Here is a 17,497-nt window from a genome sequence, read left to right on the forward strand (position 1 = left end):
CCTGTTGCGCACGTACCGGGATTGCCCCGTGCGTGCGCAGTCGATCACCGATGCTTGACGGCATACGTCTGGCGCACGTCGCTGGCCCAGCCATCGAGCACGGCCTTGACGTTGTCGGCGGTCATCGGCTGGCTGTCGTTTTCCAGCGGCACGCCAGTACCGGTGAGTACCGCCGCGCCGATCATTCTGCCGCTGGTGCCCGCCTCGAAACGCAGCTCGCTGGCAATTTCACTGTCCAGGTCTCGCCAGCCTGCTGCGCTGCTCACCCCGGCCGCAACCAGGGTGACCGGCAGCCATTCATAGAAGCGCAAACCTTGGGTATGGGCGTCGACCCGGCTGATGACCGGCTTGATCACCAGGGTGTTCGGCCCTGGGCGCTCGACCACGGTCATGACCTTGCCCAGCTCGTTGCGCAGCGCCGCGTCGTAGTAGCCGGTGATGCTGGCCAGCGTGCTCTGTGGGATGCGAGCGGTCGGCGTGGGCGCAGGGTAGAGCTGGCTTGGTGCGAGGTACACCTGGATATAGCGGCCGCGCGGCAGTTTAGGGTCGACCCAGGTCAGGGCGGTGCCGCCCGAAGGCGTCGGGTGCGGGCTGAGCACGCTGTAGTCCGGCAGGTAGCCGGCAGGCGGCGGCGTCTTGCTGCTGCACGCAGACACGCCCAATACGCAGGTCAGCAGCACGGCACGGGCAGGCATGCGCTTCATGGCTGGCCCCCGGCTGCGACGGCCGCCGGGTCCTGTGGCGAATGCTCGATGTGCAGTTGCCCCTTGGCCATCATCCAGTGGATGAGTTCGTTCGCCGTCACCGTATGGCTGTATTCCACCCATTCGCCGTGCGCCGGGCTGTAATGTTCGAAGTAGCGCCGCAGGACGATCTGGCCATTGTGCTCGCCCAGTTCAAGGCTCGCCTGCTGGATGGTCAGGGCTGCGCCGTCGCCACGGGTGCTGGTGCGCTGGTTGAGGATCAGGGCAGGGCCCTCGGTGCTGGTGCTGCGGTGCGAGACGTTCATCGGTGCCCCCTGTGATCGAAGGCCTGCAGGGTGCCCCAGGTTGTTTGCCGGCGAATGTCGGCGTGATGTCCACACTGTAGAAATGTTACGCGGTTGAAATAAATGACCGCAGCCGCGCAATGGTTTTAGATACGTCCTTTTTCTGGACCCAGTGACCGTGAGCAGACTGCTGATCGTCGACGACGACGTGGAAATCCTGGCCCTGCTGAAGCAGTTCTTCATGCAGCATGCCTACGAGGTCGAGTTGGCCGCCGACGGCCAGGCCATGTGGGCGGCCATTGCCCGGCAAGCCCCGGACATCATCATCCTCGACCTGATGCTGCCGGGCGAGGGCGGCCTGAGCCTGTGCCAGAAGGTCCGTGCCCAGACCGGCATACCGATCGTCATGCTCACCGCCATGGCCGAACTGAGCGACCGTATCGTCGGCCTGGAACTGGGCGCCGACGACTACCTGACCAAACCCTTCGACCCGCGTGAGCTGCTGGCCCGCCTGCGCGCCGTGCAGCGCCGGGCCGGTGGCCAGTTGCCCCGTGCCGAGGCCGTGCGGCCGCTGATCGGCTTCGCCGGTTGGCAGTTGGATGTCACCTGTCGCGAGCTGCGCTCGCCCGAGCAGGTGATGATCCCGTTGTCCGGCGCCGAGTTCGACCTGCTGGTGGTGTTCCTCGAGCACCCGCAGCGCATCCTCACCCGCGAACAATTGATTGATCTGACCCGTGGCCAGGGGCATGACGCCTTCGACCGCAGCATCGATGTGCAGGTCAGCCGGCTGCGGCGCAAGATCGAGCCGGACAGCAAGCGGCCGGACTTGATCCGCACCGTGCGCAACGGCGGCTACCTGTTCACTGCCAAGGTCACCCGCTCATGATCGGCCGGTTGTTGCGACGCGACACCCTGCGCTGGCGGATCGCCCTGACCATCTTCGCCGCCATGCTGGCGTCGCTGGCGCTCAATGCGCTGTTCGTCCAGGTGGCCGGCACCTGGGCGCGCCCGCCGATCGAACGCACCGGCCTGCTCGAACAGATCGCCGTGACCACGCGCCTGCTGGAGGCGGCGCCGGTACCGTTGCGCGGGCAACTGGCGCAGGCGGCGAGCAACCCGGGCTTGCAGGTGATCTGGAGCAGCCAGCGTGACGCACTCGGGCTGCCTGCTGCGGGCATGGCGGTGGAGGCCGAGCGGATCCCGGCCTTGCGGCCATTGCTGGGGCAGGGCAGGACGATCGAGGCGTTCAACCCCTCGGATTGGCCAGCGGGCAGCGCCCAGGCGCATTACGGCGCACTGGTGCGTCTGGCCGATGGCAGCTGGCTGTCGTTCGTCCCGCCCGAGCGCAGCTGGGGGCTCAGCGCGCCGGCACGGATTGCGGTGATCCTCGGCCTGGGGCTGATCGCCACGCTGCTGGTGGCCTGGCTGGCCACGCGGCAACTGGCCAACCCGCTGCAGCGTTTTGCCAGCGCGGCGCGCCGCTTCGGCGGCGACCTGCAGGCCCCGCCCATCGATATCGAGGGGCCGCAGGAGATCCGCCAGGCCATCGTGGCGTTCAACACCATGCAGGCGCAGATCCAGCATTTCGTCCGCGAACGCACGCAGATGCTCGCGGCCATCTCCCATGACCTGCGTGCACCACTGACACGCCTGCGCCTGCGCAGCGAGTTCATGGAGGACTTGGAGCACCAGCGCAAGCTGGTGCGCGATGTCGACGAGATGCAATCGATGATCAACGCGGCCCTGGCGTTCTTCCGCGAAGGCACGCAACTGGAGCAGGCGACGGTGTTCGACTTGTCCGAGCTGCTGCAGACCATCCTCGACGACTACTGCGACCAGCACATCGATGTCGACTTCAGCGGCCCCGCACACCTGGTGCATTGGGGGCGGCCGTTGGCGCTCAAGCGGGTGGTGGTCAACCTGCTGGAGAACGCGATCAAGTATGCGCGTGCCCCGCGCATTGCCTTGAGCCGTGAGGCCCATCGGGTGCTGATCGAGGTCAGCGACGAGGGGCCGGGCATTCCCGAAGCGGCATTGCAGCAGGTGTTCGAGCCGTTCTTCCGCCTGGAGGGCTCACGCAACCGGCATACCGGCGGCGTCGGCCTCGGCTTGTCGGCGGCGCGGGCAATGGTACGCGAGCAGGGTGGCGAGCTGACCTTGCACAACCGCCGGGGCGCGGGGCTGGTGGCACGGATCGAGCTGCCAGACTACCGCTGAGGCTCAGTACACCCAGACCTCGACCCGGCGGTTGCGCAAGCGCCCCTGTTCCAGCTCGTTGCCCGCGACCGGCAGCTCGTCGCCCATGCCGGTCACCTCCTTGACCTCCACGCCCTGGCGCGCCAGTTCACGGCGTACCGCCATGGCCCGCAGGCGCGAGAGCAGGGCGGCGCGCCCTGGGGTTTCCTTGGGGTCGCCAAAGCCCACCAGGACCGCCTTGCGCTGTAACTTGCCGGCCTGGCGCAGGTAGTCGCCGACCCGCTGCACATCGCGCAGGGCCTTGTTGTCGAGGCCGGCGCTGCCCTCCTGGAATCGGAAGTTGACTGTCAGGCGGTTGGCTTCGCGGGCAAGGCTCAGGTAGCGCACGGGCATGTCCGCTTGCGCCGGCACCGGCAGCGCCTTGATCTGCTGCGAGACGAAGCCCTGCTCGGCGACGATGGCCTGGCCGGCGGGGCTCTGGGCGAATTCGGCCAGGGCCCGGGCCTGGGGGATCGCGTTGGCCGGCAGGTAGAAGAACAGGCGCCGCGACAGCGGGTAGTCTTCGCTGGCCACCAGCGCGCGGCTGGGTGGCAGGGCGGCGGCGTCACCGTCGGCCACCGCCAGTACCTTGGCCCCGTGCACCGTGGCCAGGCCGCTGAAACCGATGGCCTGGCGGTCGGCCTTGACCTGTTCGGCCAAGGCGTCGGCGGATTCGAAGCGCCGGGCCTGGGCCGACAGTTCGCCGTGGCGTGGGTCGAGCACCAGCGCCTTGAAGGTCTCGAAGGTGCCCGAGCGGTCGTCGCGGGCGTACAGGTGGATAGCGCCGCCGGGCACCCCCAACTGCTCCCAGCGTGAGAGCTGGCCGGAGAAGATCTGTGCCAGTTGCACGGTGGTCAATTGCGCAAGCGGGTTGTCGGGGTGGACGATAACCGCCACCCCATCCAGGCCGATTACTTGTTCCGAACCGGCCCCGCGCAGGTCGCCCAAGGCTTGCAGCTGCTGTGCTTCGCGGTCGCTGATCGGCCGCGAGGCGGCGGCCAGGTCGGCATCGCCCCGGGCCAGGGCGGCAAAGCCAGTGCTCGAACCATGGGCGGCGATGTCGATGCGCAGCGGCTGGCCGTTGCGGCTCTGGGCGCGGATCACGGTCTCGTTGACTGCCGCGCCGGGCTGGTTGTCGATCGCACTGGCGCCTTGCGCCTGCAGCAGCCCGCGCACCAGCGCCGGGCCCAGTGCGGCGCCGATGGTGTTGGAGCCCTGGAGGCGTAGTTGCACAGGTTCAGCCACGGCCAGGGCGGGGATCAGACAGAGCAGGAGGGTGAACAGGCGGTGCATGCCGGGGACCTTTGGCACAGAGTTGCGCCGCAGATTACGACAGGGGCGTGACTGTTGGATGACAGGGAGCGGCAGCTGGCTTTTATGCCTTCAAGTGTATGGCGACAGGTTTGCAGCGCCTGTGAAATCGAGCGCCGCCCGCGCGGCGCTTCGCGGGTAAACCCGCTCCCACAGTTTGTTTCGGGCCAGTCTTTTCTGTGCCATCACCTGGTCCGCCTTGTTGGTACGACGCGGTTTCAGTGTGGGCGTTGCCGCCGCCCCACAGGGCTCAAGGCATTCACCAAGGCAGGCGCCGGTACTTTCCCAGGAATAATTGGCCCGAAACAAACTGTGGGAGCGGGTTTACCCGCGAAGCGCCGCGCGGGCGGCGCTCGATCTCATAGGCGCTGCAAAAACATCGGCGAGCCCCTGGTGGTCCTCACCGAACTTCCCGCCAAATCAGCGCGCCTCAGGCACGATGATGTGGGTCGGCGCCTCACTGGCCCGCCGCCGGGCAACGCAGTAATACAGCACGCTCGGCACCACTAGCCCGATCAGCCAGGACACATCCACGCCGCCCAGGTGCGCGACCATGGGCCCGGTATACAGCTTGGTGTCGATGAACGGCATCTGCACCAGCACGCCGAAGGTGTACACGCCGATTCCCGGCCAGTTCCAGCGGCCATAGCGGCCATTGGGGTCGGCCAGTGCCGGGATGTCGTAGCGCTCCTTGGTGATGAAGTAGTAATCCACCAGGTTCACCGCGCTCCAGGGCACGAAGAAGGTCAGCAGGAACAGGATGAACGACTTGAACGCCGTGAGGAACGAGTGCTGGCCGAGCAGGGCGACCAGCGTGGCGGCGCCGACGATAGCCAGCACGAACACCAGCCGTTGGGCGCGGCTGATCGACAGGTGGCCACGAAAACCGCTGATGATCGTGGCGATGCACATGAAGCTGCCGTAGCTGTTGAGCGTAGAGATGGTCACCTTGCCGAACGCGATGCAGAAGTACAGCAGCGCCGCCGTGGTGCCGGCGCCGCCCAGGCCGACGATATAGGCCACTTCACGCCCGGAGAACTGCCCGCCGGCGATGGCGACGGCGAACACCCCCAGGACCATCGACGCCTGGGCGCCGAGCACCGAACCCAGGCCGGCGGCGAGGAACGTCTTGAGGGGCGAGGTGTTGCTGGGCAGGTAGCGCGAATAGTCGGCCACATAGGGGCCGAAGGCGATCTGCCAGGACGCCGCCAGGGAGACCGCGAGCAAGAAAGTCGCCCAGCTGAAATGACGGTTGGCGAGCAGCTCGCTGATGTCGGCCAGCATCAGGATGCGGCTGAACAGATAGACGAAGGCGATGATCCCCAGCACGCTGGCCACGCGGCCGATCCAGTGAATCACCCGGTAGCCGGCCAGGGTCGCCAGCACGATCACCCCGGCGAACAGCAGGATGCCGGTGCTGTCGCTGACGCTGAGCAATTGGCCGATGGCCTGGCCGGACAGCACCGTGCCGGTGGCGGTGAAGCCCATGTACATCAGGCACACCAGCACCATGGGGATGGCGGCGCCGTAGACCCCGAACTGCACGCGGCTGGAGATCATCTGCGGCAGCCCCAGGCGCGGGCCCTGGGCGGCATGCAGGGCCATCACCGCGCCGCCGATCAGCTGGCCGATGAACAGGCCGATCAGCGACCAGAACACATCGCCGCCGAGCACCACGGCCAGGGCGCCGGTGACGATGGCGGTAATCTGCAGGTTGGCACCCAGCCACAGGGTGAACTGGCTGTAGACGCGTCCATGGCGTTCGGTTTCGGGGATGTAGTCGATCGAGCGCCGCTCGATCACAGGTTTGCTGGACATCGGGGAGGGCTCCGCTTCGTTGTTTTTGTGAAAGGCGGCGGCTATCGGCAGGACGCAGGGCAGATGGCCGAGGCTTGATCTGAGCATGTCTATACAAGTCCGGTCAAGTGAAGCTTGCGGCCGATTTTTCCTACTGCCATGGAGCCGATACAGCGCACTGTTACGCAAGGTCGGCACACAACTGTGCTGGTCCCTGGGCCTGCAACCGCCTTATGCTGTAACGAAATATGTCTAGAACAAGCCTGAAGAAGGAAAGCGTGCCATGCCACTCAAGGACCTGCTGATCGCCCTGGTGGTGATCATCGCCTGGGGCGTCAATTTCGTGGTCATCAAGGTCGGCCTCGACGGCCTGCCGCCGATGCTGCTGGGTGCCTTGCGCTTTCTGCTGGTGGCGTTTCCGGCGGTGTTGCTGGTACGGCGCCCGAATTTGCCGTGGCGCTGGCTGATCGCCTACGGTGCGACCATATCCCTGGGGCAGTTCGCCTTCCTGTTCCAGGCCATGTACAGCGGCATGCCGCCGGGGCTGGCGTCGCTGGTGTTGCAATCGCAGGCGTTCTTTACCCTCGGTTTCGCCGCGCTGTTCCTCGGTGAGCGGCTGCGCCTGGCCAGTGTGCTCGGGCTGCTGGTGGCGGCCGGGGGGCTGGCGGTGATCGGCAGCGAGCACAGCAGCCACGTGCCGCTGATCGCCTTGCTGCTGACCCTGTGCGGCGGCGCCATGTGGGGCATGGGCAACATCATCACCCGGCGCTTCGGCAAGGTCGACCTGGTGGCGCTGGTGATCTGGGGCGGGCTGATCCCGCCGCTGCCGTTTCTGGCGCTGTCGTGGTGGCTGGAAGGGCCGGAGCTGATCGCCCATGCACTGCTCAACATCAGTTGGAGCTCGGTGCTGGCCCTGGCCTACCTGGCGTTCGTCGCCACCATGATCGGCTATAGCCTGTGGAGCACGCTGCTGTCGCGCCATCCGGCGGGCAAGGTGGCGCCGTTTTCCTTGCTGGTGCCGGTGATCGGCCTGAGTTCCTCGGCGTTGCTGCTGGGCGAGCGCTTGAGCCAGATGCAGGTCTGGGGGGGCTTGCTGGTGATGCTGGGGCTGCTGATCAATGTGTTCGGGCCACGGCTGGGGCAGCGCTTGAAGGCGGCCAGCGCGTAGGGCTTCAGGGGGCATAGGTCGGTATTGCGGGGTTGGTGCGGTAGCAACTGTCTTGTATTGCTTGTTCTGGCCTCATCGCCGGCAAGCCGGCTCCCACACCGACCGCACGAGCCTCAAACCAGGCGCTGTCCCTGTGGGAGCCGGCTTGCCGGCGATGCCGCACACCCTCTGTTAGACTCGGCCTCTTTTGCCATGTCAACGGAGCAGCCCATGATCATCTCTACCACCAGCCAACTCGAAGGCCGCCCGGTTGCCGAGTACCTCGGCGTGGTCAGCGCCGAATCGGTGCAAGGGATCAACTTCGTGCGCGATTTCTTCGCACGCTTTCGCGACGTCTTCGGCGGCCGTTCGCAGACCCTGGAAGGCGCACTGAAGCTGGCCCGCGAGCAGGCCACCGAGGAGCTGCAGGCGCGGGCACGGCAGTTGCAAGCCGATGCAGTGCTGGGTGTGGACTTCGAGATCAGCATGCCGTCGGTGCAGGGCGGCATGGTCGTGGTGTTCGCCACCGGCACGGCGGTGCGCCTGAAATAGCAAAATGCCATTGGTCGGACCAGGGGATTTTGTCCGACTGGTCTGCAAATGACCGGCTAGTCTCACTTCATCAGGCCGCCGCTTCACTTGGGCAAACACGCTGTTTGCCGGCGCGGTCAGCATTGGAGGGAGTCACGGGCATGAACGAATCCTACGTCGAAGACTTGAACGATTCATTTCCGATCAACAATCAGGTGTGGTGCGGCCAGTCGGCGTTCCGGCTGGGTTTCGCCAACATGACCCTGGACGAGTCGGAGCAGCTTCAACCGGCGCACCTGCAGCGCGCCAAGAAGGGTCGCTTCACCCCGCGGCTACCGCCGAAAAAGTGAACCTGCGCAACCAACACCCCGCCCAACGGCGGGGTTTTTTTTGCATTCATTGATCCTGCGCATGGCAACGCAGGGTCGTGCTCGTCGCAGGCCCGCCGCTGTGGTTTGCTTGCGCGATTCACTCAGGGAGTACCGATTCAATGCGTATCAGGGAAGAAACCTACTGGCAGTGGGCCGACCCACAGTTGCACAGCCGCAGCCACGACGAGGCGCTGAGCGACGGCACCTGCATCGAGGTGCAGGTGCGTCTGTCGCGCCTGGGTGCCACGCAGATGTTCCTGGGGGTGTATGCCCAGGGGGGCAGGGCGCTGGTGGAGGAGTACTACCCGGCGCGCCCCGGCGAGACCATGACCCGCGCGCTGGTGTGGGGCGTGGACCGGGCCCGCGCCCTGGCCACGGGCGCCTTGCCGCTGCCCGTGCAGGCGCCGCGCCGGCTTCAGGCCTGAGGGTGGCGGTTGCGGCTGGCCTGGACGATGCGTTCGGCGGGCACCCGTAGCTGGCGCAACAGGTATTCGGCAAAGTCCACGGGCCAGGGTTGCAGGGCAATGGCCCGGGCCATGCAGTCCAGCCACTGCGCACTGTGGCTTTCGTCGATTGGCCATTGCGCGTGAAACGACGGAATGGCGATCGAGCCATAGCGCTCGCTGTACAGACTTGGCCCGCCCAGCCAGCCACTGAGAAAGCACGCCAGCTTGTCGCGCGAAGCAGACAGGTCGTGCGGGTGCATGCGCCGCAGGGGCGCGGCATCCGGCCGCTCATCCATCAACCGATAGAAATCGTCGACCAGCCGGCGCAGGCCATCGATGCCGCCAGCGGCCTGGTAGGAGGCATCGTCGGTGCCGTAGGTGGGGGTGATCATTTGATGCTCCGCTGCACAGAAGCGGCCATTCTAGGCTCTGTGTGAAAAGCCTTGATACTCGGTGATGCTGCGTTGAAAACAGCCTCGGAATGCTCATTTACAACCCGTAAACTCCGCTTCCTCGGCTGTTTTCGCCTTGCCTGACCTTCGTCTCAAGACTTTTCACACAGACCCTAGCAGGCATGAAAAAGCCCGGCCTTATGGGGCCGGGCTCAAGCTGTGGTGGACGACGGGGTGTGTCAGTTCAGCGTGTCGATCACCTTGACTGCCTGGTGCTCGCGGGCGCCGGGCCATTCTTGTTGCAGGGTCTGCAGCACGCGGCCGACGAAACCGGTGTCGGCGGCGGCCTTCTTGCCGACGTAGCCCTGGCCACGGCGGTAGACCTTGAAGCGGGCGCGCATGCTGGGCATGTGCGATTCGAATTCGTTTTCGACCGTGTTCGGCGGCAGGCGGTCCAGGCGTACTTCGCCGGACTGGCTGACCCACAGCAGATGGTCGTCGAGGCTGTCCTTGCGCGCGGCGAACAGCTGGGCCAATTGGTCGATGGTTGGATTGTTGTTCAAGTTCATCATAAAGCCCCCATTACCCTATTCGTTGGGTGAAGTTCGTTGTGAAGTTCACATTCGGCGCCACAACATGTAGCGCACTAACCAAAGCTGCTACAGCAGCATCGCAACAGGGGCTTTCTCACGCTGCCTTCTGGGCAGTTTCCCTCTCCACGGACGGCCTGCGTTACCGCGCAAGCCGTCTGGAACACCCTTGCCACCGCTCCCGATCAGGGAGACGGCCTCATCATGCCCAAGGCCCGGGAAGGGCGTCAATAGGTTTGTAGTGAATATTTTTAGTCACTACATGTTGTCCGACAATCCTGCATTTGCTGTCAGACCAAACCGTTATCGCCGTGCTCAAGGAAGCCCGGGCGTTGCCGCAGCCGGGCATGGTAGGCCTCCAGCGCCGGCAGCTGTGGGTGCTCCAGCGGGGTGCGGCGCCAGCGGTTGAGCGACAGGCCGATGACCACGTCGGCAAGGCTGAAATCGCTACCGGCGATGTAGGCGCCGGTGACCTGCAGGCGTTGCTCCAGCAGGCCCATCCGGGCGTTCCACAACGCGCTGCTGGCGGCCAGCTGTGCCGGGTCCTGGTGGGCTGGCGACTGGCGCACCAGCGACATGAACGGGTAGCGCCAGGCGTCGTTGAGATCGGTGGCCTGCCAGTCCAGCCACTGGTCCACGGCGGCCCGGGCGCGTGGCGCCGACGGGTACAGGTGGCCGCCGTCGTACTGGTTGACCAGGTAGCGCAGGATGCTGTTGGACTCCCACAGCACGAAATCGCCATCGACGATCACGGGCACCATGGCGTTGGGGTTCAGGGCCAGGAACGCGGGCGTGTCGGTGGCCTGGAAGCCGCTGCCCCAGTCTTCGCGCTGGTACGGCAGGTTGAGTTCGGCGCAGGTCCACAGCACCTTGCGAACGTTGATCGACGAAGCCTTGCCAAGGATCTTCAACATGCTCATTGCTCCAGGCTGGAGAGGATGCGTTGCGCGGCGCGCACGCGTTCCTCGTTGGGGTAGTTGCGGTTGGCGAGCAGGACGATGCCCATCTGCTTGGCGGGCACGAAGGCCGCGTAGGCACCGAAGCCGCCGGTAGCGCCGGTCTTGTTGTACCAGGCGGCAGGTTCGGCAGGCGCTGATGGGCTCAAGGCACGGGTGGCCTGGGGCTCGCGGATCATTTTCGCGCCGTTGCCGGCCAGCAGGGTGTCGAGCGTGACCGGATAGGGGTAGCGCTCCCAGCCCAGGCCCTGGGTCATTGCGCCGACCTGGAAGTAGCCGCCCTGGGTGATGGCGATGGCCTTGCGCAGGGCCGGGTCGAGCTCGGCGGGCTGCACCTGCAACTGCACGTAGCGCAGCAGGTCGCTGGCGCTGGTCTTGATGCCGTAGGCCTCGTCGGCATAAGGGCCCGGATTCACCCGCACCGGTTTGTCGGCAGCATCGTAGCCCTGGGCGTAGAGCCCGCGCTCCTTGGCCGGAACCTCAAGATAAGTGTGCTTGAGGCCCAGGCGTGGCAGCAGCTCCTGGCTCATCAGATCGGCGAAAGGGCGCTGCTGCGAACGGGCGGCGAGGTCACCGAACAGGCCCAGGCTCGGGTTCGAATAGCAGCGCTGGGTGCCGTGCTCGGCAACGCGTTTCCAGTTTTTCAACCAGGCCAGGGTCTGCTCGGGCGTTTGCACCTCGTCCGGGAACTGCAGCGGCAGGCAATCGCCGCTGTAGGCGCCCAGCTCCAGCACGCTGGCGCTGCCGATTGGCGCATTGGCCAGGGCCGGCTGGTAGCGGCTGGCGGGGGCGTTGAGGTCAAGCTTGCCTTCGGCGCTGGCCAGGGCGGCGAGGGTGGCGGTGAAGGTTTTGCTCAGCGAGCCGATCTCGAACAGGGTGTCGCGGGTCACGGGCTGTTTGTCGTGCTTGTTGGCCCAGCCATAGCTGAAGTAATGCGACTGGCCATTGGCGTAGACCGCCACGGCCATGCCGGCGATGCCTTGTTCGCGCATCAGCGGCTGGATGATGCCATCGACCTGGCTTTGCAGGTCATCGGCCAGCAGTGGTGGTGCCACGAGCGCCAGGGCGGCGGTAAGCAGTGCGCGGTGGGTGCGGATCATCGAAAAGGGCTGTCCTTGTCAGGGGCGGGAAGGTGGTGTCCGTTGCGCGACACTGGCAGGGGTTCCAGCGTTAGCGGCGCAAGGCCCGAAACCTTATCGTCTGGCCTTGCACAATGACAAGACGGAACCTGTGATGAAGTATCTGCGCATGCTGTTCGACAATTTCACCCTGGCCTTGCTCGGGGTGGTGCTGATTGCCACCGTGCTGCCCTGTTCCGGCGAGGGCGCGCTGCTGTTCGGCTGGTTGACCAACCTGGCCATCGGCCTGCTGTTCTTCCTGCACGGCGCCAAGCTGTCGCGGGAGGCGATCATCGCCGGTGCCGGGCACTGGCGCCTGCACCTGCTGGTGTTCTCCTGCACCTTCGTACTGTTCCCACTCTTGGGCATGGCATTCAAGCCATTGTTCGTGCCGCTGGTGGGCAACGAGTTGTACTTGGGCGTGCTCTATCTGTGCGCGCTGCCGGCCACGGTGCAATCGGCCATCGCCTTCACCTCGCTGGCTCGCGGCAACGTGCCAGCGGCAATCTGCAGCGCGGCGGCGTCGAGCCTGCTGGGGATCTTCCTCACGCCGTTGCTGGTGATGATGCTGCTTGGTGCCTCCGGCGATACCGGCTCGGGGCTGGATGCGGTGCTGAAGATCACCCTGCAGTTGCTGGTGCCGTTCGTGGCCGGGCAGATTGCTCGGCGCTGGATCGGTGACTGGGTCAAGCGTAATGCGCGCTGGCTGAAGCTGGTCGACCAGGGCTCGATTCTGCTGGTGGTCTACACCGCGTTCAGCGAAGCGGTGGTCACTGGTCTGTGGCACACGGTGTCGCCGCAACACCTGGCCGGGCTGTTCGCCGTGTGCGGGATCCTGCTGGCGGTGGTGCTGTTGGGCACCCGCGTGCTCGGGCGGGTGCTGGGGTTCAGCGTGGAAGACCGCATCACCATCCTGTTCGCGGGTTCCAAGAAAAGCCTGGCCACCGGCGTGCCCATGGCCCAGGTGCTGTTCGTGGGCAGTGGTATCGGGGCGATGATCCTGCCATTGATGCTGTTCCACCAGATCCAGCTGATGGTCTGCGCGGTGCTGGCGCAGCGTTATGCCGCGCGGGACACCGCAGGTGAGGCGGCGATCGCGGGCTAGCCGAGGGTACGCTCGATGCCGCCCAGTACCAGGCTCTCCATCAGCGCCAGGCCTTGCGCTTCGCCCAGGTCGCGCTCGCGCAGCCAGCCTGGCAGCTGGTTGAGCAGGGTCGCCAGCACATGCCCGGTGGCAGCCAGGGCGGCGCCTTCGAGCCGTGCTTGCGGGGCGATCAGGCGCAGCAGGCCGGCCTCATAACGCTCGCGCAACAGCAGCAGGCGCGCCTGCTGTGCCTCGCTGAGGCAACAGAAGTCGCGCTCGGCCAGGCGGAACTGCAACGGACGTTCGCCATGCAACTGCCAGTGCGCGGCAATCAGGCAGGCCAGCACCGGCTTGCCCTTGGCCAAGGCCCTGCGGCCTTGGTCGAGGGTGGCCTGGAGCTCTTCGTAGAGCTCCTCGATCAGGTCGTAGAGCAGGTCCTGCTTGCTGGGGAAGTGGTGGTACAGCGAGCCCGCGGTCAGCCCCACGTGCGCCGCCAGCTCACGCATGCTGACTTGGCCGAAGCCCTTTTCGGCGAACAGCGCCATGGCCCTGTCACGCCGCTCTTCGAAGTTGGCGCAGCGCATCGCCGCGTTGACCGGGGGCATGGCCTGCTCCTTAGTAGGTGAAGAAGCCGCGACCGCTCTTGCGGCCCAGATAGCCGGCGGCAACCATTTCCTTGAGCAGCGGGGCAGGGCGGTACTTGCTGTCGTTGAAGCCCTCATGGAAGGCCTCCATGATCGCCAGCAAGGTGTCCAGGCCCACCAGGTCGGCCAGGGCCAGCGGGCCGATCGGCTGGTTGCAGCCCAGGCGCATGCCGGTGTCGATGTCCTCGGCACTGGCCAGGCCTTCCTGGCGCACGAAGATGGCCTCGTTGATCATCGGCACCAGGATGCGGTTGACCACGAAGCCCGGACGGTTGCCGGCGGTGATCGGGGTCTTGCCGAGCTTTTCGGTGACCAGCAGCGCCTGGGCGTAGGTGCTGTCGCTGGTCTGCAGGCCGCGGATGATCTCGACCAGGGCCATCATCGGCACCGGGTTGAAGAAGTGCACGCCGATGAAACGCTCGGGGTGCTCGATGCTGGCGGCCAGTTGGGTGACCGACAGTGACGAGGTGTTGGTGGCGATCAGGCAGTCGTTGCCGACGTTGACCGCCACCTGCTGCAGGATGCGTTGCTTGAGCTGCAGGTTCTCGGTGGCCGCCTCGATCACCAGCTGCGCGCTGGCCAGCTGGGCGTAGTCGGTGCTGGTGCGGATGCGGGTTTTCGCCGCCGCTGCGGTGCCTGCATCCAGGGTGCCCTTGTTGACCTGGCGCTCGAGGTTCTTGCCCAGGGTGGCCACGCCACGCTCCAGCGCAGCGTCGGACACGTCCACCAGCAGCACCTGGTAGCCGGCCACCGCGCACACCTGCGCGATGCCGTTGCCCATGGTGCCGGCACCGATCACGGCGATCTGTTCGATAGTCATGTTGCCGGCTCCTTATACGCGCTCGAAGACGACGGCGATACCCTGGCCGCCGCCGATGCACATGGTGGCCAGGGCGTAGCGGCCCTGCACACGCTGCAGTTCATGGATCGCCTTGGTGGCGATGATCGCGCCGGTGGCGCCAACCGGGTGGCCCAGGGAAATGCCCGAGCCGTTGGGGTTGACCTTTTCCGGGTCGAAGCCCAGGGCGCGGGATACGGCGCAGGCTTGGGAAGCGAAGGCTTCGTTGGACTCGATCACATCCAGGTCGGCGACGTTCAGGCCGGCCTTTTCCAGCACTTTCCTGGTCGCCGGGATCGGGCCCAGGCCCATCAATTCAGGTTCGACGCCAGCATGGGCGTAGGCCACCAGGCGTGCCAGCGGCTTCAGGCCCAGGCGCTGCACGGCCTCACCGGTGGCCAGCACCAGGGCGGCGGCGCCGTCGTTGATGCTGCTGGCGTTGCCGGCGGTGACGCTGCCGTCTTTCTTGAACGCAGGCTTCATGCCGGCCAGTTGCTCGGCACTGGCTTCGCCACGCACGTTTTCGTCGACGCTGAACTGCACGCTGCCTTTGCGGGTCTTGATCTCGATCGGCACGATCTGGCTGTCGAAGCGGCCTTCGGCAATGGCGCGGGCGGCGCGGCGCTGGCTGGTCAGGGCCACTTCGTCCTGCATTTCGCGGGTGATGCCATGGGCTGCCGCGACGTTCTCGGCGGTGATGCCCATGTGGAAGTGCTCGAACGGGTCCTGCAGGATGCCGACCATATAGTCGATACCCTGCAAGTCACCCATGCGCGCGCCCCAACGGGCTTGTGGCAGCAGGTACGGGCCGCGGCTCATGGATTCGGCGCCGGCGGCCAGGGCGATGTCGCTTTCACCCAGCAACAGGCCCTGGGCGGCCGAGACGATGGCCTGCAGGCCCGAGCCGCACAGGCGGTTGACGTTGAAGGCAGGGGTTTCCTTGGGCACGCCGGCATTCACCGAGGCCAGGCGGCTCAGGTAGGCGTCGCGGGGTTCGGTGGGGATCACGGTGCCCATCACCACGTGGCCGATCTGCTCGGCGCTCACGCCCGAGCGCTCAATGGCGGCGCGGGTTACCTGGGTGGCCAGGTCGGCCAGCGGCAGGTCCTTGAGCGAACCGCCAAAACTGCCGATGGCCGAACGCACCGCGCTGACGACGTAGATTTCTGTGCTGCTCATAAAGGCTCCGTTTGCAAAGACATGGCGGGGCGGGGGCCGGCTCTGCGAGAATGGCGCCGCCTCAGGGTGGATCGAGTCTAGGCAAAGGCCTCAAGGCGGCCTATGCCGGATCTGTTCAGTCAACCTGGCATTTTTTGCCACTCAGCATAGACAGCGAACTTCAGCCATGCGCGATAGCGATACGGTCGCGGTGTACTTTCTCAACGCCATGCTCCACGCCTTGCGCGAGCGCCCGCAGGCGCGCGATGCCCACCTGCGCGCGGTAGGCATCGAGCCTGGGTTGTTGGCCCAGCCCCAGGCGCGGGTACCGGCCAAGGCCTTCGCCCAGTTGTGGCTGGCGTTGATCGACGAGCTCAACGATGAGTTCTTTCATCTCGACAGCCACGGCATGCCGCTTGGCAGCTTCGCCCTGATCTGCCGTGGGTTGATCCAGGAGCCCAACCTGGACAAGGCTTTGCGTCAGTGCCTGAGCAGTTTTGCGCTGTTTCTGCGTGACCTGCGCGGCAGTGTCACGGTGCGCGGTGCGCGTGCGGTGATCAGCGTGCAGTCGAGCATCGAAGACCCGCTGACCCGGGTGTACGCCGAGGAAACCTACCTGGTGCTGGTGGTCGGCCTGCTGTGTTGGCTGGCCGGGCGGCGCATCGCCATCGACCGAACCGAGCTTGCGTTGACGCGCCCGGCCCAGGAGGACGACGCCTTGCTGTGGGGGCCGGACCTGCGCCTGGGCAGTGGCCGCACCGAGGTGGAGTTCGACAGCGCCTGGTTGCGCTTGCCGGTGATGCAGGATCTGCCTGCCCTGAAGACGTTCCTGCGCAGTGCGCCCCAAGGGCTGGTGATCCGCTTTCGCAATCAGAACGGGCTGGTGGCGGAGGTGTACCGCCACTTGCGCGCCCGGCACTATGGGCAGTGGCCAACCCTGAACGCCATGGCCGAGCGGCAACGGCTCAGTGCCAGCAGCTTCCGCCGCCAGTTGGAGCGCGAAGGGCGTTCATACCAGCAGATCAAGGACGAAGTGCGTCGGGCGATGGCCTTCGAGCTGCTGCGCGAGGGTTGCCTGAGCATTGCCGAGATTGCCGAGCAGACCGGCTTCCAGGAGCCCAGCGCGTTTCACCGGGCGTTCAAGAAGTGGACCGGGCAGAGCCCGGGTAGTTACCGGGCCAGGCTTAGAGTGGTTTAGGGCCATCTCTGCTGAGATGTGATGAATTTGTGTTTGATTCGAGCCTGCTGGGGCGCGCAGCGGCCCCAGTTACGGCTAAGCCTCAGGCTGGCACCATCGCAAAGCCCACGCCAAAGCGGTTCCAGGCATTGATGGTGGCGATGGCCAGGGTCAGGTTGGCGACTTCCTTGGGCTCGAAGTGCTCCTGCAGCGCCTCGTATTCACCCTGTGGCGCGCCATGCTCGGGCAGGCGGGTCAGGCTCTCGACCCAGGCCAGGGCGGCTCGCTCGCGCGGGGTGAAATAGCGGGTTTCACGCCATACGCTCAAGGTCTGCAGGCGGGCTTCGGTCTCGCCGGCCTTGCGTGCATCGTTGGCGTGCAGGTTGACGCAGTAGGCGCAGCCGTTGATCTGCGAGGCGCGCAGGCGGATCAGTTCGAGCAGCGAATGCTCCAGCCCCGATTGGATCAGGGCCTGCTCGAGGCCGACCATGGCTTTGTAGGCTTCTGGGGCAGCTTTGGCCCATTCGATACGTTCGTGCATGGTGGTTCTCCGGGAAGGTATTGAGGCGTGTAGCCACCTTAACGCCGCCCGGCAGCGCGCCGAATAGCCAATCCCACGCTTTGCCAGGAGGCCAATCCGCCATTCGCCTGGCCACTGAGGTGCATCCAATCTCTTCATTTCTACCGCTGCGGCCAAGCCGGGATAATGGCCGG

Annotated in this window: 20 protein-coding genes; 8 read left to right on the top strand and 12 right to left on the bottom strand. The window is 65.8% G+C overall.

The genetic code is table 11. The features are described 5' to 3' along the window. Positions 1-44: 44 nt before the first annotated feature. Positions 45-704, bottom strand: coding sequence for a DUF3313 domain-containing protein (locus tag EJA05_RS12320; protein ID WP_125858435.1), 660 nt, complete (start codon positions 702-704; stop codon positions 45-47). Beyond that, positions 701-1,009: a hypothetical protein gene (locus EJA05_RS12325; RefSeq protein WP_125858436.1), complete on the bottom strand. Its 309-nt coding sequence runs from the start codon at positions 1,007-1,009 to the stop codon at positions 701-703. Before EJA05_RS12325 ends, EJA05_RS12320 begins: the two co-directional genes overlap by 4 nt. 157 nt (positions 1,010-1,166) lie before the next feature. Here EJA05_RS12325 and EJA05_RS12330 point away from each other — a divergent pair, with 157 nt between their 5' ends. Next, positions 1,167-1,874, top strand: coding sequence for a response regulator (locus tag EJA05_RS12330; protein ID WP_178125851.1), 708 nt, complete (start codon positions 1,167-1,169; stop codon positions 1,872-1,874). Next, complete coding sequence (locus EJA05_RS12335) at positions 1,871-3,205, top strand: ATP-binding protein (RefSeq protein ID WP_125858437.1); 1,335 nt, start codon at positions 1,871-1,873, stop codon at positions 3,203-3,205. The genes EJA05_RS12330 and EJA05_RS12335 overlap by 4 nt, the downstream gene beginning before the upstream one ends. Positions 3,206-3,208: 3 nt before the next feature. Here the strand turns inward: EJA05_RS12335 and EJA05_RS12340 are convergent, their stop codons facing one another. After that, positions 3,209-4,516 (bottom strand): phosphate ABC transporter substrate-binding/OmpA family protein, encoded by a 1,308-nt coding sequence (locus EJA05_RS12340; protein ID WP_125858438.1) that lies wholly within the window; start codon positions 4,514-4,516, stop codon positions 3,209-3,211. Positions 4,517-4,954: 438 nt separating this feature from the next. Then, on the bottom strand, positions 4,955-6,352 hold the full coding sequence (locus EJA05_RS12345) for a purine-cytosine permease family protein (protein ID WP_125858439.1): 1,398 nt from the start codon (positions 6,350-6,352) through the stop codon (positions 4,955-4,957). A 262-nt stretch (positions 6,353-6,614) separates the two neighbouring features. Between EJA05_RS12345 and EJA05_RS12350 the strand changes: the two genes are divergently transcribed. The 4 genes from EJA05_RS12350 (at position 6,615) to EJA05_RS12365 (ending at position 8,805) form a co-directional block, all read left to right on the top strand. Continuing rightward, on the top strand, positions 6,615-7,499 hold the full coding sequence (locus tag EJA05_RS12350; RefSeq protein WP_110995758.1) for an EamA family transporter: 885 nt from the start codon (positions 6,615-6,617) through the stop codon (positions 7,497-7,499). A gap of 210 nt (positions 7,500-7,709) precedes the next feature. Further along, complete coding sequence (locus EJA05_RS12355; RefSeq protein WP_110995759.1) at positions 7,710-8,030, top strand: YbjQ family protein; 321 nt, start codon at positions 7,710-7,712, stop codon at positions 8,028-8,030. 140 nt (positions 8,031-8,170) lie between these two features. Then, on the top strand, positions 8,171-8,359 hold the full coding sequence (locus tag EJA05_RS12360) for a hypothetical protein (protein ID WP_125463870.1): 189 nt from the start codon (positions 8,171-8,173) through the stop codon (positions 8,357-8,359). A 140-nt stretch (positions 8,360-8,499) separates the two neighbouring features. After that, the gene (locus EJA05_RS12365; RefSeq protein ID WP_125463871.1) at positions 8,500-8,805 is read left to right on the top strand and encodes a hypothetical protein; all 306 of its coding nucleotides are present in this window, start codon (positions 8,500-8,502) and stop codon (positions 8,803-8,805) included. Here the strand turns inward: EJA05_RS12365 and EJA05_RS12370 are convergent. The 4 genes from EJA05_RS12370 to ampC all read right to left on the bottom strand — a co-directional run bounded on the left by EJA05_RS12370 (position 8,796) and on the right by ampC (position 11,864). After that, positions 8,796-9,218, bottom strand: a complete 423-nt coding sequence (locus EJA05_RS12370) for a group II truncated hemoglobin (RefSeq protein ID WP_125858440.1) — start codon at positions 9,216-9,218, stop codon at positions 8,796-8,798. The two genes, EJA05_RS12365 and EJA05_RS12370, sit on opposite strands and share 10 nt — an antisense overlap. A gap of 239 nt (positions 9,219-9,457) precedes the next feature. Next, positions 9,458-9,790 carry a hypothetical protein gene (locus tag EJA05_RS12375; RefSeq protein ID WP_110995763.1) on the bottom strand — a complete coding sequence of 111 codons (333 nt, stop codon included), beginning with the start codon at positions 9,788-9,790 and terminating at the stop codon, positions 9,458-9,460. 308 nt (positions 9,791-10,098) lie between these two features. Beyond that, on the bottom strand, positions 10,099-10,722 hold the full coding sequence (locus EJA05_RS12380; RefSeq protein ID WP_125463874.1) for a glutathione S-transferase family protein: 624 nt from the start codon (positions 10,720-10,722) through the stop codon (positions 10,099-10,101). A 2-nt stretch (positions 10,723-10,724) separates the two neighbouring features. Then, positions 10,725-11,864 (bottom strand): class C beta-lactamase, encoded by a 1,140-nt coding sequence (gene ampC / locus EJA05_RS12385; RefSeq protein WP_125858441.1) that lies wholly within the window; start codon positions 11,862-11,864, stop codon positions 10,725-10,727. A gap of 133 nt (positions 11,865-11,997) precedes the next feature. On the opposite strand from ampC, the gene EJA05_RS12390 reads away from it, so the two are divergent. Next, positions 11,998-12,987, top strand: a complete 990-nt coding sequence (locus tag EJA05_RS12390; RefSeq protein WP_125858442.1) for a bile acid:sodium symporter family protein — start codon at positions 11,998-12,000, stop codon at positions 12,985-12,987. Here EJA05_RS12390 and EJA05_RS12395 read toward each other — a convergent pair. From EJA05_RS12395 to EJA05_RS12405, 3 genes are read right to left on the bottom strand one after another with little or no spacing between them, the layout of a single operon-like run. Then, positions 12,984-13,571, bottom strand: a complete 588-nt coding sequence (locus EJA05_RS12395) for a TetR/AcrR family transcriptional regulator (RefSeq protein ID WP_110995767.1) — start codon at positions 13,569-13,571, stop codon at positions 12,984-12,986. The genes EJA05_RS12390 and EJA05_RS12395 overlap by 4 nt on opposite strands. Positions 13,572-13,581: 10 nt before the next feature. Further along, positions 13,582-14,430, bottom strand: coding sequence for a 3-hydroxybutyryl-CoA dehydrogenase (locus EJA05_RS12400; protein ID WP_125858443.1), 849 nt, complete (start codon positions 14,428-14,430; stop codon positions 13,582-13,584). Between the two features lie 12 nt (positions 14,431-14,442). Continuing rightward, entirely contained in the window at positions 14,443-15,627 is a 1,185-nt protein-coding gene (locus EJA05_RS12405; RefSeq protein WP_125858444.1) for an acetyl-CoA C-acyltransferase family protein, read from the bottom strand. 166 nt (positions 15,628-15,793) lie between these two features. On the opposite strand from EJA05_RS12405, the gene EJA05_RS12410 reads away from it, so the two are divergent. Beyond that, positions 15,794-16,804 (top strand): AraC family transcriptional regulator, encoded by a 1,011-nt coding sequence (locus EJA05_RS12410; protein WP_125858445.1) that lies wholly within the window; start codon positions 15,794-15,796, stop codon positions 16,802-16,804. Positions 16,805-16,886: 82 nt separating this feature from the next. On the opposite strand, the gene EJA05_RS12415 is transcribed toward EJA05_RS12410, so the two are convergent. Beyond that, entirely contained in the window at positions 16,887-17,324 is a 438-nt protein-coding gene (locus EJA05_RS12415; protein ID WP_125463880.1) for a carboxymuconolactone decarboxylase family protein, read from the bottom strand. Positions 17,325-17,497: the final 173 nt, after the last annotated feature.

Origin of the sequence: Pseudomonas oryziphila (assembly GCF_003940825.1) — a bacterium.
GTDB classification, from domain to species: domain Bacteria; phylum Pseudomonadota; class Gammaproteobacteria; order Pseudomonadales; family Pseudomonadaceae; genus Aquipseudomonas; species Aquipseudomonas sichuanensis.